The 16300-nt window shown below is 61.7% G+C and carries 13 protein-coding genes; 9 read left to right on the forward strand and 4 right to left on the reverse strand.

The features are described 5' to 3' along the window. Positions 1–203: 203 nt before the first annotated feature. Positions 204–1481: a hypothetical protein gene (locus tag HSW_RS12935; protein WP_044002274.1), complete on the forward strand. Its 1278-nt coding sequence runs from the start codon at positions 204–206 to the stop codon at positions 1479–1481. 154 nt (positions 1482–1635) lie between these two features. Further along, complete coding sequence (locus HSW_RS12940; protein WP_044002275.1) at positions 1636–3489, forward strand: glycoside hydrolase family 2 protein; 1854 nt, start codon at positions 1636–1638, stop codon at positions 3487–3489. Positions 3490–3495: 6 nt separating this feature from the next. On the opposite strand, the gene HSW_RS12945 is transcribed toward HSW_RS12940, so the two are convergent. From HSW_RS12945 to lpxK, 4 genes are all read right to left on the reverse strand, one after another. Beyond that, positions 3496–3978 (reverse strand): hypothetical protein, encoded by a 483-nt coding sequence (locus HSW_RS12945; protein ID WP_044002276.1) that lies wholly within the window; start codon positions 3976–3978, stop codon positions 3496–3498. A gap of 103 nt (positions 3979–4081) precedes the next feature. Further along, positions 4082–4678, reverse strand: a complete 597-nt coding sequence (gene miaE, locus HSW_RS12950) for a tRNA-(ms[2]io[6]A)-hydroxylase (protein ID WP_044002277.1) — start codon at positions 4676–4678, stop codon at positions 4082–4084. Positions 4679–4793: 115 nt separating this feature from the next. Then, positions 4794–6854 carry a putative porin gene (locus HSW_RS12955; RefSeq protein ID WP_155832965.1) on the reverse strand — a complete coding sequence of 687 codons (2061 nt, stop codon included), beginning with the start codon at positions 6852–6854 and terminating at the stop codon, positions 4794–4796. Then, on the reverse strand, positions 6847–7914 hold the full coding sequence (gene lpxK, locus HSW_RS12960) for a tetraacyldisaccharide 4'-kinase (RefSeq protein ID WP_044002279.1): 1068 nt from the start codon (positions 7912–7914) through the stop codon (positions 6847–6849). Before lpxK ends, HSW_RS12955 begins: the two co-directional genes overlap by 8 nt. A gap of 200 nt (positions 7915–8114) precedes the next feature. Between lpxK and HSW_RS12965 the strand changes: the two genes are divergently transcribed. The 7 genes from HSW_RS12965 (at position 8115) to miaB (ending at position 16154) form a co-directional block, all read left to right on the forward strand. Further along, complete coding sequence (locus HSW_RS12965) at positions 8115–8855, forward strand: protein phosphatase 2C domain-containing protein (RefSeq protein ID WP_044002280.1); 741 nt, start codon at positions 8115–8117, stop codon at positions 8853–8855. 8 nt (positions 8856–8863) lie between these two features. Further along, positions 8864–9547, forward strand: coding sequence for an SMUG2 DNA glycosylase family protein (locus tag HSW_RS12970; protein WP_044002281.1), 684 nt, complete (start codon positions 8864–8866; stop codon positions 9545–9547). A gap of 138 nt (positions 9548–9685) precedes the next feature. Beyond that, on the forward strand, positions 9686–10786 hold the full coding sequence (locus HSW_RS12975; protein ID WP_044002282.1) for a Nif3-like dinuclear metal center hexameric protein: 1101 nt from the start codon (positions 9686–9688) through the stop codon (positions 10784–10786). Continuing rightward, positions 10776–11528: a zinc ribbon domain-containing protein gene (locus HSW_RS12980; RefSeq protein WP_044002283.1), complete on the forward strand. Its 753-nt coding sequence runs from the start codon at positions 10776–10778 to the stop codon at positions 11526–11528. The genes HSW_RS12975 and HSW_RS12980 overlap by 11 nt, the downstream gene beginning before the upstream one ends. Before the next feature lie 58 nt (positions 11529–11586). Beyond that, positions 11587–13071, forward strand: a complete 1485-nt coding sequence (locus tag HSW_RS12985) for a tetratricopeptide repeat protein (protein ID WP_052346410.1) — start codon at positions 11587–11589, stop codon at positions 13069–13071. A gap of 56 nt (positions 13072–13127) precedes the next feature. Next, the gene (gene pabB / locus HSW_RS12990) at positions 13128–14411 is read left to right on the forward strand and encodes an aminodeoxychorismate synthase component I (RefSeq protein WP_231501289.1); all 1284 of its coding nucleotides are present in this window, start codon (positions 13128–13130) and stop codon (positions 14409–14411) included. 282 nt (positions 14412–14693) lie between these two features. Continuing rightward, positions 14694–16154: a tRNA (N6-isopentenyl adenosine(37)-C2)-methylthiotransferase MiaB gene (miaB, locus tag HSW_RS12995; RefSeq protein WP_044002284.1), complete on the forward strand. Its 1461-nt coding sequence runs from the start codon at positions 14694–14696 to the stop codon at positions 16152–16154. Positions 16155–16300: the final 146 nt, after the last annotated feature.

Genomic DNA, 16300 nt, shown 5'->3' on the forward strand with positions numbered 1-16300 from the left:
AGCGGCGGAAGTGGCCTTGGGGGCCTGAAAACCGCCACCACCGGCCGCGCAAGGTAGCGGCTTTTGGGCGAAACTCCCACCTGGATTCCGTACCTTGAATCACGGATTCCGGCGGATTTAATGGATTGTTCGGATTCCGACCACTAACGCTGCTTTACCCCGGCCCGGTTCATCGGTTTGCCACCCGATTTTACTTCCGCACTATGAATTTTCCCCGCCTTTTTGCTTTGCTGCTAGTACTGGCGGCCGGTTTGGTCCGGCCCCTGGCCGGCTGGGCCAACCATATCTTCATCCCGATGGACAATACCCAGAAGGAGCATCTGAAAGCCTACGGGGCAGCCTACTGGCTGTTGGGCAAGCAGGTGGAGGTCGACTGGCTGCTCAACTATCGGGGCGGGGCCTTCGCCTGCGACGTGGTGGCCGGGGCCGAGAACGAGCTGGCCGTGCGTGGCGTGAGCTACCAGGTGATTTCCGAAGCCCAGTACACCAGCATCCTGTCGGAAATAGCCGACCCCAACGCCAACATGGACGTGATGAAGCTGGAGAAAGTACCCAAAATTGCGGTGTACACGCCCAAGGGCAAGCAGCCCTGGGACGACGCCGTGACGATGGTGCTGGCCTACGCCGAAATTCCCTATACCCAGATCTACGACGACGAAGTGCTACGCGGCGACCTGCCCAAGTACGACTGGCTGCACCTGCACCACGAGGACTTCACGGGCCAGTACGGCAAGTTTTACGCGAATTACCGCTCCCGCCCCTGGTACCAGCAGCAGCAGCGCGACGCTGAGGCGGCCGCCAAGCGCAACGGCTTCGGCAAAGTCAGTCAGATGAAAGGAGCCGTGACGGTAAAAATGCAGGAATTCATTGCCGGCGGCGGCTTCCTGTTTGCTATGTGCTCAGCCACAGACTCGTATGACATTGCCCTGGCTGGCCTGGGCGTGGATATGGTGGAGACGATGTACGACGGCGACGCCGCTGACCCGGCCGCGCAGTCCAAGCTCAACTTCAACCGCACGCTGGCCTTCCAGAACTTCCAGCTGCGCATGAACCCTTATGAGTACGAGTACAGCAACATCGACATGGACCCGCGCGAGCGGGGCGTGTACGAGGATAACGACTACTTCCAGCTGTTCAACTTCTCGGCCAAGTACGACCCCGTGCCCACTATGCTCACCCAGAACCATGAGCGCACGGTACACGGCTTCATGGGCCAGACAACCGCGTTCCGCAAGCAGCTGGTAAAGCCCGACGTGGTAGCAATGGGCGAAAACAAGGCCTCCGGCGAGGTGCGCTACATGCACGGCACGCTGGGCAAAGGCACTTGGACGTTCTACGGTGGCCACGACCCCGAGGACTACCAGCACTTGGTGGAGGAAGAGCCCACCGACCTGAGCCTGCACCCTAACTCCCCCGGCTACCGCCTCATTCTCAACAACATTCTCTTCCCGGCGGCCAAGAAGAAGAAACAGAAGACCTGAGCTGCTCCGGCCCCGCTACCGGGCATCGGGAAACCGCCGAACTGCCGGTACCGGCCCTGACGTTGCGTCTGCACGTCAGGGCTTTTTTTAGGGGCCGCAGTACCCGTGGAGGGAGTAAATACGTTGGTATGTTTCCACCCCCTATTCTGCTGCCATGGCTACGCCCACTCCTCCCGCCAACTACGGATTCTCCACCAGCCAGGGAGATATCCGCACGGAAAATCCGCTGCCGCGCGCCGTACTCCGCACCAACAACTACCTGCTGCTGGATGGCGAGTGGAATTTTGCCCTGGACCCGGAAGACGTGGGCTTACGCGACTACTGGTACCTTTCGCATTCTTACCAGCGTACGGCCAACTGGCCGGGGTCGGTGGAGGAGCATATTGCGCAGCAACAGCCCAGCGGCCCCGGCTGGCGGGATAAAGTGGTGGTGTGGTACGAGCGAGAGTTTGCCCTGCCGGAACGGGGCGACGAAGGAACACACTCCCTGTTTCAGCTCACATTCGGGGCCTGCGGCTACGAAACCCGTGTATGGCTCAACGGCTTTCTGCTCTCCACCATTGAAGGTGAGGAGGTACACTACGGTGAATACACCTCATTTTCCTTCGAGCTGCGCGAAGAACATTTGCGACCGGTTAACCGCCTGACGGTGCGCATTGTAGACACGATGGACGCCGAAACGCCGCGCGGCAAGCAGGAGTCACATGTGTACAAGCGCGGCGGCATCTGGTACCAGACCTACACCGGCGCGGTGCGTAGCGTGTGGCTGGAATTGGTAGAACGCAACCGGCTCCGCTCCCGCGTGGGCGTCGACAGCGTTATTGAGGACCGCATGGTCCGGTTCAACCTCACTACCCGCGTGCATGATCCCGGCCTATATACCCTGCGGCTACAGGTATTTGACCGGGCCATCACCACCCTGCAGCCCCTGGCCACGGCCGATTTTCCGTTGCGGCTGGAAGCGGGACAGCGGCGGCAGCGGGTGGTGATGGAAGTACCCCATGCGAAACTCTGGGCCCCCGGCTCTCCTAATCTGTACCGGCTGGTGGCCCAGCTGCTTGACAGCGAAGGCTACGTAGCGCAGATCGAAACCCATTTCGGCCTCCGCAAAATTGAGTCGCGCGGAACGTATGTGTACCTCAACAACGAGCCCACGTACCTCGACGGTATTCTGTATCAGCCGGGCACCGCTACTTACGAGGAAATGCAGCGCCACATGCACGCCATGCAGGCCCTGGGCTGCAACCTGGTGCGCGTGCACATTGCCGGCGTCGACCCGCGCATTTATAATCTGGCCGATGAGTTGGGGCTGTTGCTGTGGGTGGAAGTACCCAGTCCGCATTCATCTACTCCCCAAAGCCGGGAAAACCACCGGGCCGAGTTGCTGCGGATGCTGGCTCTGATTGAGTCGCATCCTTCTGTAGTCATCTGGAGCCTATATAATGAGGATTGGGGAGCCCAGGATATTGCCACCAACCCCGAAACCCGGCAGTACATCGTGGATATGTACCACTACCTACACATCAATCACCCGCAGTTTCTGGTGGTGGATAACGACGGGTGGCAGCACATTTCCCAGGAAGGACGCCTGAAATCGGACCTGCTGACGGCCCATGTGTACACGCCCGATGTAAACCGCTGGGCCGAACTACTGGACCATATGGTGCGGGGCGACCTGAATAATGTAGCCGTGCTACCGCTGGTTATCGGCGACCCGTTTTTCTATGGCCGCCAAAAGCCCTTAATTATCAGTGAGTGGGGCGGCTTTGGCTTTGCCGATTACGGCGGACCGCAAAGCGCAGAAGAACGCACCGACCGTATCCGACAGTTCAAGCAGGAGCTTCGCAAGCGTCCTCTGGCCGGCGACGTATACACCCAGGCCACCAACATTGAGGAGGAGCGTAACGGCCTGCTCGACCCGCACACCGGCGAATTATCCGTACCAGCCGGGCTACTGGCCTCCCAAAATCCGGCTACTCCACTGCCAGATACTACCCTGCTCCACTAGTAGCCGTTACTTCGACAACCGCAGGATTTTTTGCGCCACAGCGGGCAAATCGGCTGTTTTCTCGGGGTCAATGGGCATCGTCAGATCAATCAGCACCGGCTGGCCTTTCGCTACGCCGGACACAATCAGCTGATAAGCCATTCCGCCAGTTTCAGTCGGGTAACTCAAGCGCACGCCCTGCGCTGGCGGGCCATCCAGAATGGTGCATTCAAACGGCACTTTCTCGGTGCCTTTATGCTTTTTTTCCGCTTGCCGGATATACTGCGCCGGATAGGTTTTCATGACACTGAAATCCAGGTACATCCAGCTCAAATCATAGGTTGAGCAGGTAAGCTGGGACTTGCTGGCGGGCGTGCAGCCGCTGTTTACGGGCAGCTCGACGCCGCAGAAGTTAAGCGTGGCCGCCGCCGTTTCGGCCGGGGCCTGCGCCCAGCTCCGGAGCGGAAGCCCACACAGCAGGAGAAGCAGAAGTTTCAGCAGATTTTTCATAGCGTTATGCAAAAGGCATTGGTGCCTAAACTACTAAGGGTTTGACACATCACAAGCAAAGCAGCAACAATTCCACCGGAAGCTACCTCGTCAGTCAACCGGTTTAGTGCATCCGGTCGTCGCGGACGGGCATGTTGGTGACGATTTCGCCCTCGATTTTGAGCAACTCCTGCAGGCGGGCATCCACCTCCTGCGCGTCGCAGTATTCCTTGGCCAGGTCCACATAGCTCACGAAGTGGCCCGCTTCGGAAGCCATCAGCTCGTAGTAGAACTGGCTGAGCTCGGGGTCGGGAATGTGCTTCCATAACAGCTTGAATCGCTCACAGCTACGAGCCTCTATCAGAGCACTTACCAATAATTGATCCATTAATTGCCGCTCGCGGGCCCCACCCTTCCGCACATGGCTCATGAGCTGCACCACGTACTCGTCGCGGCGGGGCCGGCCCAGCTCGTGGCCGCGCTTACGCAGCTCCTGCAGCACCCGGGCAAAATGCTCCCACTCCTCCGCTACCAGGGCCGTTAGCTCTTCCACCAGCCGGGTTTTCTCGGGGTACTTTATAATGAGCGAAATACCGGTGCTGGCCGCCTTCTGCTCGCAGTAAGCATGATCCACCAGAATATCCTCAATATTTTTGCTAGCAATATCTACCCAACGCGGGTCAGAATTCAGCTTCAGCTTCAGAATGGTTTTTTCTTTCATGGGGAGCGACGGGAAAATGGTGAGATAGTGAAATGGTGAGTTGGCTGGTGGGTTTGCGCCACTTACGCGGCTCGCACAGCCAACTCACCATTTCACTATCTCACCATTTCACTGATTAGTTGAAGAACTGCCAGCGGATGCCAAACTCGAAGCGGCGCGGCAGGGCGGCGTAGTAGGGCGTGGCAAAATAGCCCGACTGCGGCAGGAACTGGTTGATGTAGGCCATCTTCAGGAAGATACCCAACGAGCCGATGTCACCGCTCACGAACACATCTACCACCGGCGTATTGCGAATGGTGAAGTGGTCCTGCACATAGAATTGCTGCGTGCTGGGGCTGTAGTCATACGCCTTCCAGCGCGACTGAAAGTAGGCCTGCACACCGGCCTGGCCCAGCAGGGCCTTCTTGAACAGGTAGCCCTGATAGTACACCCGCGACTCGCCCACCAACGCCGGAATCCGCAGGCCGGGGTTGTCCTCGCCGGCCCCAAGCGTGTACGTAGCCTGGTTGTCTGCCACGAATTTACCTAGCGTGAGGCGGTAGCGCCCCATCAGGGTAAGAAGTTTCCGAGACGAGCCTAGTTGCTGAGGCGCTCCAAACTGGCCATCCGGTGAGTTATTTGTGTAGTACACGAGCCCCTTGATATTGGCCACCGTACCCACTGCTTCCAGGTGATGGGCGCCAATCTGCTGGCCCGCCCGAACCCGCAACTGCAATACCTTGGTGTTCTCAAATGGGTCGTTGCTTCCGGCTGTATGGTCCCAGCTATAGTGGTTGCCTTCGAAGCGGAGTTGCGTGAGCGTAGGCGAATAGCTGCTCAGCAGTACCTCCCCACTTAATGGCCCCAGTCGGGCATTGCCGCGCAGCCAGTATTCCGTGCTACCTAACTCCGATAATTTGGCCGTAGGGCGCACTTCGCCGGAGGTTTCAATGGCAAATTTCCGGTACTGAAACGTCGCAGTACCACCCACAAACAACTGAGTGGTATCTACGGGCTGCAGCTTTTTTAGAGCGGGCACAGCAGGCTGGTCGGATCGACTCCAGGTATCCAAGCTCGCATTGCGCAGGCGGGTATAGAGGCGGTACTCCACGGCGCGGGTATTACCTAGAAAGCCGAACGTATTTTCTAACTGCCGGAACTCAGCCCGGTCATCAGTAAGCACGATGCTGCGCCGAATAAGAGGATAGAAGCGCGCCACCCCACCCGTTCTGGATAAGTCCTCGTCGATGTATTTGTTGAATTGCCGCTGGTAGTCAATGATATGATAGGCTGTAAGTCCCCGGCCCAACAGCCGGTACGTATGCGCCAGCCGAAGCTCATCACGGTCATCATAATTAGTTGCTTTGGTTAGATTTACGACTTCGCGCTGGTAGTCAAACAGCTGTGAGAGAATAACCGTATCGCCCTCATAGTCGTCGGTATTATTCGGATCAGGGTCCAGCCGCTGGGGTATAATGCCGCCCTGCTCTACAGCCCGATGCCGGGCCGTATTGATATTGGCCATGGCGTGGTAGCGGCCCTCGGGCGAATCGTAGCGCACAAAGAACAAGAAGTTGTTGTGCTCGACCTGACCGGTTTTGGTATTGGTAACGGCCACCGCCTTATTAGCCCCGAACCGCTCGTAGGCGAAGCCCGCGTTGAAGTGCTTTTTGAGGCTGCGGGCGTAGGAAAGCTCGAAAATCTGCTCGTAGGGGTTACCTTGGTGAAAGCGAAAAAACGTGTAGGGCGAGCGGGTATCGTAGTACGGCACATCGGCCGCGTTACGGGCGTACTTGTCGAACACGGTGCGGCCGGGGCGGGCCCCCAGCTTCAGGTTGGGCTCCCAGAGTAGACGACGCGAGGCCGTCCCGAAGTTTCCCAGATCCTGCTGGAACGTGGTATCGTGGGCCCAGTAGCGCTGCTGGGGCAGGCGCGTGAGGGTGGTGTCAATCATCCGGCCCAGGGTGTCCTCACGCAGCAAATCCCGCTCCTTAAGTACGAAGGTGGTGTGTGCCCCGTAGCGCACCTTCGTGGAGTCGTCCAGAATCTGGGCGTGGCCGAGGACGGGTGCCAGACCGGCCGCCAGCAGCAGGGCCGCAGGCCGCAGGGCCCGCCGCACCCGGCAGCACACGGAACCAGCACCGGAGGCGGATGCTTCAGCAGAAAAGGGCAGCGGAATCAGCAACGAATCAGACAACAGCGTGGGGCGGAAAGTACGGAGTCAGCAGCGCCCGGAGCCGGTCGGCTCCGTCGGCCAGAAAGCAGACGTCAATAGGGATGTAAAATACGGGCAAATTGGCCACACTTGCCGCCAGGGCCGGCTCTAGCAGCCGAACGGCGTCTTTCTGGGTAGTCAGAACGACCTGGCCCGGCCGTAATTGCGCCGCCAGGGCCGCTATTTCTTCCGATTGGAACGCGTGATGGTCGGCAAAGCGGGCGTGGTGCACAATGCGGTAACCCGCGCCTTCCAGATGCTTCCGCAGCGGGCCGGGCTGGGCAATACCGGTCAGCAGCACTATTTCGGCTCCGGCTCCGGGCACAACGCCGGCGGCCAGCCCGGGCACAGGCACCGGCGCGCCGTAGGCATAGGTGGAAAACAGCACCGGCACCGCCGGGCGGGCATAGTGCCGGATACGGCGCGTAATTTCCTGCTGGTCGGCGGCGCTCAGCTGCGGGTCGCACTTGGTCACGATAACCACATCGGCCCGGCGGGCCCCATTACGGCTCTCGCGCAGCCGGCCGGCGGGCAGCACAAAATCCTGGTAAAACGGCCGCTGCTGCTCCGTGAGCAGCACGCTGAAGTGGGGTTGCACGCGGCGGTGCTGGTAGGCATCATCGAGCACTACTGCGCCTACCTCAGGCCGGGCAAACAGCTGGTTGAGGCCGGTCAGGCGGTTTTCGCACACGGCCACGGGCACCGCGCCGGCAAAGTCCTGATAGTGCTGCAACGGCTCGTCGCCGAAGGTGGCGGCGGTTTCCTGCGGGTTGCCGAGGCGGAAGCCTTGGGTGCGGCGGCCGTAGCCCCGGCTCAGAATGGCCGGCCGCTGGCCGTGGCGCAGCAGCTCGCGCACCAGCCAAGCCACATGAGGCGTTTTGCCGGTGCCGCCCACCCGCAAATTGCCCACGCTCAGCACCGGCCCCGGCCAGACGCGGCCCACGGGCCGGCGACCGGTGTCGTAGAGCCAGTTGCGCCCGGCCATCACGGCGGCGTACAGCCAGCTCAGGGGCAGCAGCAAGTAGGTAAGCAAGGTGGACATAAGCGGCGGCGCGGCAACGGGAGGCGCAAAAGTAGCGGGTTGTGGTTGGGGGCCGTGCAATCAGGTCAGTTTTCCGCGGCAGACTTTTCTTACCCAGGACCAGATCAGGCCCGCAACCGCTACCTTTGTCAGGCCCGGGGCCGCCCTTTTCCCGATTCGTTGCTACGGCAGTAGCCCTGGCGGCCAGGGCTTTATCTGATATGCAGATCTATCAGCTCCTGCAACGCGGAGCTTACCACGCTGATTTCTGCGAGGATTTCAGCGTAGTGCAGCCCTTGGGCGCGCACCATCTGCTGCTGGCCGTGCTGGACGGCTGCACCATGGGCCGGGAAAGTCACTTCGCCTCAACCCTGATGGCCAAGGTGCTCCGGAAAGTAGTGAAGGAGCGGGCGTACCGGCAGTTCTACGGCGACCTGCCCACAGCTCCGCTGGAAACGGAGCTGCGCGGGATTATAGCGGCCGTGTTTGAGGAAGTGCGGCAGCTGAAAAGCCAGTTGCACCTTGAAACCACGGAGCTGCTGACGACGCTGGTCGTGGCCTTGCTCGACACGCATAGCCGGCAGGTGGTAGTGCTGGCCCTGGGCGACGCCACCGTGGCCCTCAACGGCCAGCTCACCCGCTTCGAGCAGGACAATCGGCCCGATTACCTGGCCTATCACCTGCACCGGCCCTTCGCTGAATGGTACGACCAGCAGCAACAGATGCTCCACGCCCCCGACTGCACCGACCTGGGCCTTGCCACCGATGGCATCGACAGCTTTGCGCCCACGGACACGGCGGCGGTTGAGGTTGACGTACCAGACGTACCGGCCTATCTGCTCCTAGACCAAGAACTGGCAGGGCGTGACGAGATGCTGACCATCAAAGTGCGGCGGCTGGAAAAAACGTTTGGCCTGGTTCCGACCGATGACGTGGCCATCCTTCGGGTACGGTTTGCGTAAGCCGCTGCATGTCCTTCGCCTCCCGTTTGCTGCCTTTTCTCACTGAGTTTCCGCTGCCCCCGGCCTTGCCCGACGGCGTTACGGCCGTCAGCCCCTACCAGGAACCCAGCCCCCGGGCATTGCTCACGCAGTTTGCCCACCGCTACTACACCGGCGTGCAGCCCCGGGTAGCCCTGCTGGGCATCAACCCAGGCCGCCTGGGCAACGGCCGCACCGGCGTGGCCTTCACCGACCCTGTGGCGCTGCAGGAGTGCTGCGGTATTCCCAACGAGCTGCCCCGACGGCGGGAACCGTCCAGTCAGTTTGTGTACGAGGTGGTGCAGGCGCTGGGCGGCCCGACGGCGTTTTACCAGCAGTTTTACCTGGGTTCCCTCTACCCGCTGGTGCTGCTGAAAGATAACCGCAACTACAACTACTACGACTCGCCGGCCCTGCAGAAGGCCCTGCTGCCCGCCATACGCGAGTCCCTGCACCGGCAAGTGACGGAAGTAGGACTGGCCCGTCGTACTGCCATCTGCCTGGGCCGCCGCAACGCCCTGCTGCTGCACCGCCTCAACCAAGAGCTGGGCTTGTTCCGGCACATCCACGTCCTCGACCACCCCCGCTACCTCATGCAGTACAAGCGCCGCGACCTGCTCGCAAACGTGGCGCGCTACGTGGAAGTGCTGACGCAGACGCTGCGCTGTGAGTGATGAATTGGACCCAACGGCGCAACTTGCAAACCTTGGTTATACACGGGTATCATGCGGCGTGCGCTTTGTCGTAGCCGTTGATGAGATACATGGCCCCGCTCGCCAATTCATAATTCATCACTCAGAACTCCCCAGAGAATGCCCAAGCTCCTCGACCTTATGCGCGTGCTGGAAGCCGCCGCGCCCCTGGCCTACCAGGAAAGCTACGACAACGCCGGCCTGCAGTGCGGCGACCCGCAGCTGGAAGTGCGCGGCGTGCTCATCGCCCTCGACTGCACCCCGGCCGTGGTGGACGAGGCCATCCGGCGGGACTGCAACGTGGTAGTGGCCCACCACCCGCTCATCTTCAAGCCTCTCAAGCGCCTCACCGGGGCCAACGAGGTGGAGCAAACCCTACTCAAAGCCATCCGCCACGACGTGGCCCTCTACGCCGCCCATACTAACCTCGATAACGTGCGCCACGGCGTGAACCGCAAGCTGGCCGAAAAGCTGGGCCTGCTGAACCTGCGCATCCTCGACCCCAAGCCCGGCCTGCTCGGCAAGCTCATCACCTATGTGCCCGCCACCCATACCGAGGCCGTGCTGGCGGCCCTCTACGCCGCCGGAGCCGGCCAGATCGGGCAGTATTCCGGGTGCAGTTTCCGCTCCGAGGGCACCTTCACCTTCACGCCCGGGGCGGGCACCACGCCCTTCAGTGGCCAGCCCGGCCAGCCCCACACCGGCCCCGAGGACCGCGTGGAAGTGCTCCTGCCCCTGCACCTGCACGGCGCCGCCCTTCGGGCGCTGCAAGAGGCCCACCCCTACGAGGAAGTGGCCTACGAGCTCATCAGGCTGGAAAACGTGCACCAGGAGGTAGGCTCCGGCATGGTGGGCGAGCTGCCCTCGCCCCTCGCCCCCGCCGAGTTCCGGCAGCAGTTGCGCGCGGCATTGGGCGTACCCGTGGTGAAGCACACCGAGTTTGAGGAGCCCATCCGCACGGTGGCCTTGTGCGGCGGCGCGGGCAGCTTCCTCATTGGCAAGGCCCGCGCCGCCGGGGCCCAGGCCTACGTCACCGGCGACCTGAAATACCACGAATACTTCGGGGCCGAAGGCCGCCTGATGCTCTGCGACGTAGGGCACTTTGAGAGCGAGCAGTTTACGGGCGAAATCTTCCGGGATTTGCTTGCCGATAAGTTTGGGCGTACTTTTGCGCTCTTCATTGCAGAGACCCTCACCAACCCCGTCCGTTATGATTTCTAATCCCTCCGCGGAAACCCCCGTTGCTAGTAAGCTGGAAGCCCTCCTGAACCTGCAGCGCATTGACTCGCAGCTCGACGAAATTCGGCGCGTGCGCGGCGACCTGCCCGAAGAAGTGCAGGACCTGGAGGACGAAATTGCTGGCTACGAGGTGCGCGTGAGCAAGTTCGACGAGGAAATTTCCAGCCTCAACGACCAGATCAAGCAGCGCAAGCAGAACGCCAAAGATGCCGATGGCCTGATCAAGCGCTACGAAGAGCAGCAGACCAACGTACGCAACAACCGCGAGTACGAGGCTATTGCCAAAGAAATTGAGCTTCAGAAGCTGGAAATCCAGATTTCGGAGAAGAAAATTAAGGAGTCGCAGTACCAGATTGAGTTGAAAAACAACGAAATCAGCGGCACCAAGCAGCGCCTCGACGAGCGGAAGAAGGACCTGACCAACAAGAAGTCGGAGCTGGAAACCATCGTGGGCGAGAGCGAAGCCGATGAGCAGAAGCTTATGGATGAGCGCGGCGAGGCTGTGAAGCCCATCGAAGACCGCTTGCTGACGGCCTACACCCGCATCCGCGGCAACGTGCGCAACGGTCTGGCCGTGGTGACGGTGAAGCGCGACGCCTGCGGCGGCTGCTTCAACACGGTACCGCCCCAGCGCCAGGCCGACATCATCTCGCACAAGAAAATCATCGTGTGTGAGCACTGTGGCCGCGTACTGGCCGACGTGGAGGCCCGCGTGGTAGCCTAGGTTTTGCTGATAATTTGAAGAGGAACGGCCTTATATCGGGGCCGTTCTTTTTTTGCCCATGATTTTTCGCGCAGTGGTACGTCGTGGATTTCGCAGTGGTACGCCGTGGCTGTTCTGGCTGCTGCTGGTTGCTACTGCGTTACCCCATGCCCTCCACAGTGAGCCGCTGCGGGAAATGCTAACGCCCACCCAAGCCCGCGCCTACGCCGAGGTACTGAAGATGCGCCGCCCCCAGCTCACGGGCACCGAGGCGGGTACCCTGCTGGTGCAGGACTGCCTCGGCATCACGGAGCTGCTGGTCAGCCAGGATGCTACGCGCTACGCGGCCACCGTGGCGGCGCAGGATGCGCGGCTCAAGCTGCTGGCCCAGCAGCCGGCCGGGCCGCTACAGGCCTACGCCGCCGCCGAAATCCGCCTGCACCAGGCTGCGGCCCAGGTGGTGTTCGGGCACGAGGTGCAGGGAGCCTGGAGCCTGCGCCAGAGCTATTTGGCCATGCAGCAGGTGGTGCGCCGCTACCCGCAGTACATGCCGGCGCGCAAAACGCTAGGGATGCTGCAGTTTTTCATCGGCTCCCTGCCGGAGTCGTACCGCTGGTTTCTGAAGCTGCTGGGGCTGCCGGGCTCCGTGGAGGCGGGCCTGCACAACCTGCGCCGGGCCGCCACCGAGCCCAACGACTTCCAGCTGGAAAGCCGCCTGATTCTGGCGTTGCTGGAGGAAACCTACTACAAGAAGCCTGAGGCAGCCTTGGCCCTGATGGAAACCCTGCGCCGTCAGCAGCCCGATAATCTGCTCATCAGCTACCTGCTCATCAGTCAGCTCAAGAAGCAGCACCGCACCGAGGCCGCTTTGGCCGCCTACCGCGCCCGGCCCACCGGCCCCGGCTACCTGCCGCTGCCCTACCTGCACCACATGGCCGCCGATTTGCTGCTCTACCAGGGCCAGTACGTGGCTTCCCAGCGGGCTAACGAGCAGTTTCTGCAGGAATACCAGGGCCCGCACTACCGCAAAGACGCCTACTTCAAGCTCTACCTGGCCGCCTGGCTGAACGCCGATGCCCCGGCCGCCGCCCAGTACCGCCGCCGCATCGGCAGCGGGGGCAGCACGGTGCTGGAAGAGGACACCTACGCCCAACGCTTCTTCGACGATAAGCAGCCCCTCAACGCCCGCCTCACCCGGGCCCGCCTCCAGATTGACGGCGGCTACTACCGCGAGGCTCTGGCGACCCTCGACGGCTTCCGGACCACGGCCGCCACGCCCCTGCGCGACCGGCTGGAGGAGCCCTACCGCCGCGCCCGGGCCCTGCACCTGCTCGGCCGCCCCGATTCGGCCCGCCCGTTCTACGCCCGCACCATTGCCCTGGGCGGCACCGCCCCGTACTACTTCGCCCCGCAGTCGGCGCTGCAGCTGGGCTACCTGGCGCAGGCGGCCGGGCAACCGGCCCTGGCCCGACAGTATTTCCGGCAGGCCCTAAGCTACCCCCGGCACGAGTACAAAAACAGCACCGATACCAAAGCCAAACTGGCCCTGAAAGAGTTGGAATAACGCGGCTCGCCATCACCGCCCGCCGACGAGTCGCCGCTGACTATACCTTTGCTTCCGTGTCTGCCACTTCCCTTTCTGTTCCGCTTACCCGGCTGCCGGCCGATTTCCGGGCCCGGGCCCTGCGCTGGGCCGCGCAGTTTCCGTACTGTGCCTACTTCGAGCCCAACGACCTGACGTACCCCGAAGGCCCGTTCCGGCGGCTGCTGGGCGTGGCCGCCGAAGCGCCCACCGCCCCCCATACCCTGGCCGAACTGCAAACGGAGTTGGTCGGCAGTAGTTCGACTGCGCCCCGGTTCGGGTTCCTGACGTACGAGGTCAAAAACGAAATTGAGGCCCTGCACAGCCACAACGACTCGGGGCTGGCGTGGCCGGCGCTGCACTTCTTCGAGCCCCAGACCTGGCTGACCTGGGAAACCGACACGATGACCCTGCACGGCCGCACGGCCGGGGTACTGGCCGCTATTCTGGCCACCGAAGTGCCGACAACGGCCGCTCCCACCGTACCGCCCCTGACGCCCCGCATGCCTAAAGCCGACTACCTGGCGGCCGTGGAAGCCGTGCGCGAGGATATTCTCAACGGCGAAGTGTACGAGCTTAACTTGTGTCAGGAATTCTACGCCGAGGGCGTGCAGCTCGACCCCGCAGACGTATTTCTGCGCCTGAACGCGGCCTCGCCGGCCCCGTTTGCGGGCTTCGTGCGGCACCAGCAACATTACCTGCTGTGCGCCTCGCCCGAGCGGTTTTTGTCGCGCCACGGCACCACCCTGGTATCCCAGCCCATCAAGGGCACCATCCGGCGCGGCCTCACCTCGGCCGAGGACGAGCAACAGCGCCACCAGCTGCTGCACGACGAAAAGGAGCGGGCCGAGAACCTGATGATTGTGGACTTGGTGCGCAACGACCTGGCCCGCGTGGCCCGCACCGGCACCGTACAGGTGCTCGAACTGTTCGGCCTCTACCCTTTCCGCCACGTCTGGCAGATGATTTCCACCGTCACGGCCGAGCTGCCGCCCGCCACCAGCCTGCCCGCCATTCTGCGGGCGGCCTTCCCGATGGGCTCCATGACAGGCGCGCCAAAAATCCGGGCCATGCAGCTCATTGAGCACTACGAGCGTACCCGCCGGGGCTTATATAGCGGCAGTATCGGCTACGTGCTACCCGATGGCACCTTCGATTTCAACGTAGTCATTCGCAGCCTGCAGTACCGCCCCGATACCGGCTACCTCAGCTTCCAGGTCGGCTCGGCCATCACCTACGACTCGGTGCCGGAGCGCGAGTATGAGGAGTGCCTGCTGAAAGCCCGCGCCATTCTGGAGGTACTGGGCGCGAAAATCCGGTGAGGTGGTAAGTAAAGTGTCATTGCGAGCAGCGCGAAGCAATCCGTCCCGGGCAAAGAGCAAAGCTCTGATCTATCTGAAAGCCCTGTACACCGGCCACCGCTTTGCGCTGCTTGAGGTGCAGTTCCCTAAAAAGGAAAGATTGCTTCGCGCTACTCGCAATGACACCCCACACGCTAAATCACCACCTCACCTTTCCTGCCATTCTGTCATTTTTCAGGCTAAAAACGCTACCTTTGCCGTTCTCTGAACTGTGAAGGTGCTGCCTGCCAAAGGCCTTTTCCCATGTCCCAACCGCTGATAACCCTCGATTTCCTCGATACCCCCGCGCTGCCCACCCCCGCCACGGATGCCGCCACCCACGCCCACGAGCCCTCGGGCGAGGTGCGCGTGAACCCGGCCACCCGCACGGGCAAAAGCCGCAAGCTCTACATTGAGAGCTACGGCTGCCAGATGAACTTCTCCGACTCGGAAATCGTGTCGAGCATCCTCTTCAACGAAGGCTTCGACACCACCGACTCGCTGGAAGGGGCTGATCTGGTACTGCTCAACACCTGCTCCATCCGCGAGAAGGCCGAGCAAACCGTGCGCATGCGCCTCTCTCAGATCAACGGCCACAAAAAGCGCAACCCTGGCCTGCTGGTGGGTGTGCTGGGCTGCATGGCCGAGCGCCTGAAAAGCAAGTTTCTGGAAGAAGAGAAACTGGTGGATCTGGTGGTAGGCCCCGATGCCTACCGCGACCTGCCCCAGCTGATTCAGCAGGTGGATGGTGGCCAGAAAGCCGTGAACGTGCTGCTGAGCCGCGAGGAAACCTACGCCGACATCACACCGGTGCGCCTGAACTCGAACGGTATTACGGCCTTCATCAGCATCATGCGCGGCTGCGACAACATGTGCTCCTTCTGCGTGGTGCCCTTCACCCGGGGCCGCGAGCGGAGCCGCGACGCGCACAGCATCGTGCAGGAAGCCCGCGACCTAGTGGCCCAGGGCTACAAGGAAGTGACCCTGCTGGGCCAGAACGTGGATTCCTACAAGTGGGCCGCCGATGACGGCTCCGAGCAGGTGAACTTCGCCCAGCTGCTGGAGCGCGTGGCCCTCATCAGCCCCGAGCTGCGGGTGCGCTTCTCCACCTCCCACCCCAAGGACATCACCGACGAAGTGCTCCACACAATGGCGCGCTACGACAACATCTGCAAGTACATCCATTTGCCCGCCCAAAGCGGCAACTCGCGGGTGCTGGCCCTGATGAACCGCACCTACGACCGGCCCTGGTACGAGGAACGCGTGCAGGCCATCCGCCGCATTCTGGGCGAGGACTGCGCCATCAGCACCGACATGATTTCGGGCTTCTGCTCCGAAACTGAGGAGGAGCACCAGGACACGCTGAGCCTGATGGAATACGTGCATTACGACATGGCCTACATGTTCTTCTACTCGGAGCGCCCCGGCACGCTGGCCGCCCGCAAGCTGGAGGATGATGTGCCGCTGGAAGTGAAAAAGCGTCGTCTGGCCGAAGTTATTGCCCTGCAGCAGCAGCACAGCCGCCTGCGCAACCTGCGCGGCGTAGGCCAAGTGCACCGCGTGCTGGCCGAGAACTTCTCCAAACGCAGCGACGAGCACCTGAGCGGCCGCAACAGCCAGAACCAGGTCGTCATCTTCCCCAAAAAGCACTACAAAAAAGGCGACTACGTGGACGTACTCGTGCACGAGTCCACCACGAATACGCTGCTGGGCGAAGCAATTTAGGAGCACTCTCATGGCTTCTGCAAAAGCTAGCAATAAGAAGAAGCATCGGCTCAAAAGGAGACCGTGGCCATCCTTATCTAGTGCGCTGGCCTTGACGTTAATGCTCTTCATATTTGGCCACTTTGCACATACTCTCCTGAAGGGCG

This window comes from Hymenobacter swuensis DY53 (assembly GCF_000576555.1).
Taxonomy (GTDB): domain Bacteria; phylum Bacteroidota; class Bacteroidia; order Cytophagales; family Hymenobacteraceae; genus Hymenobacter; species Hymenobacter swuensis.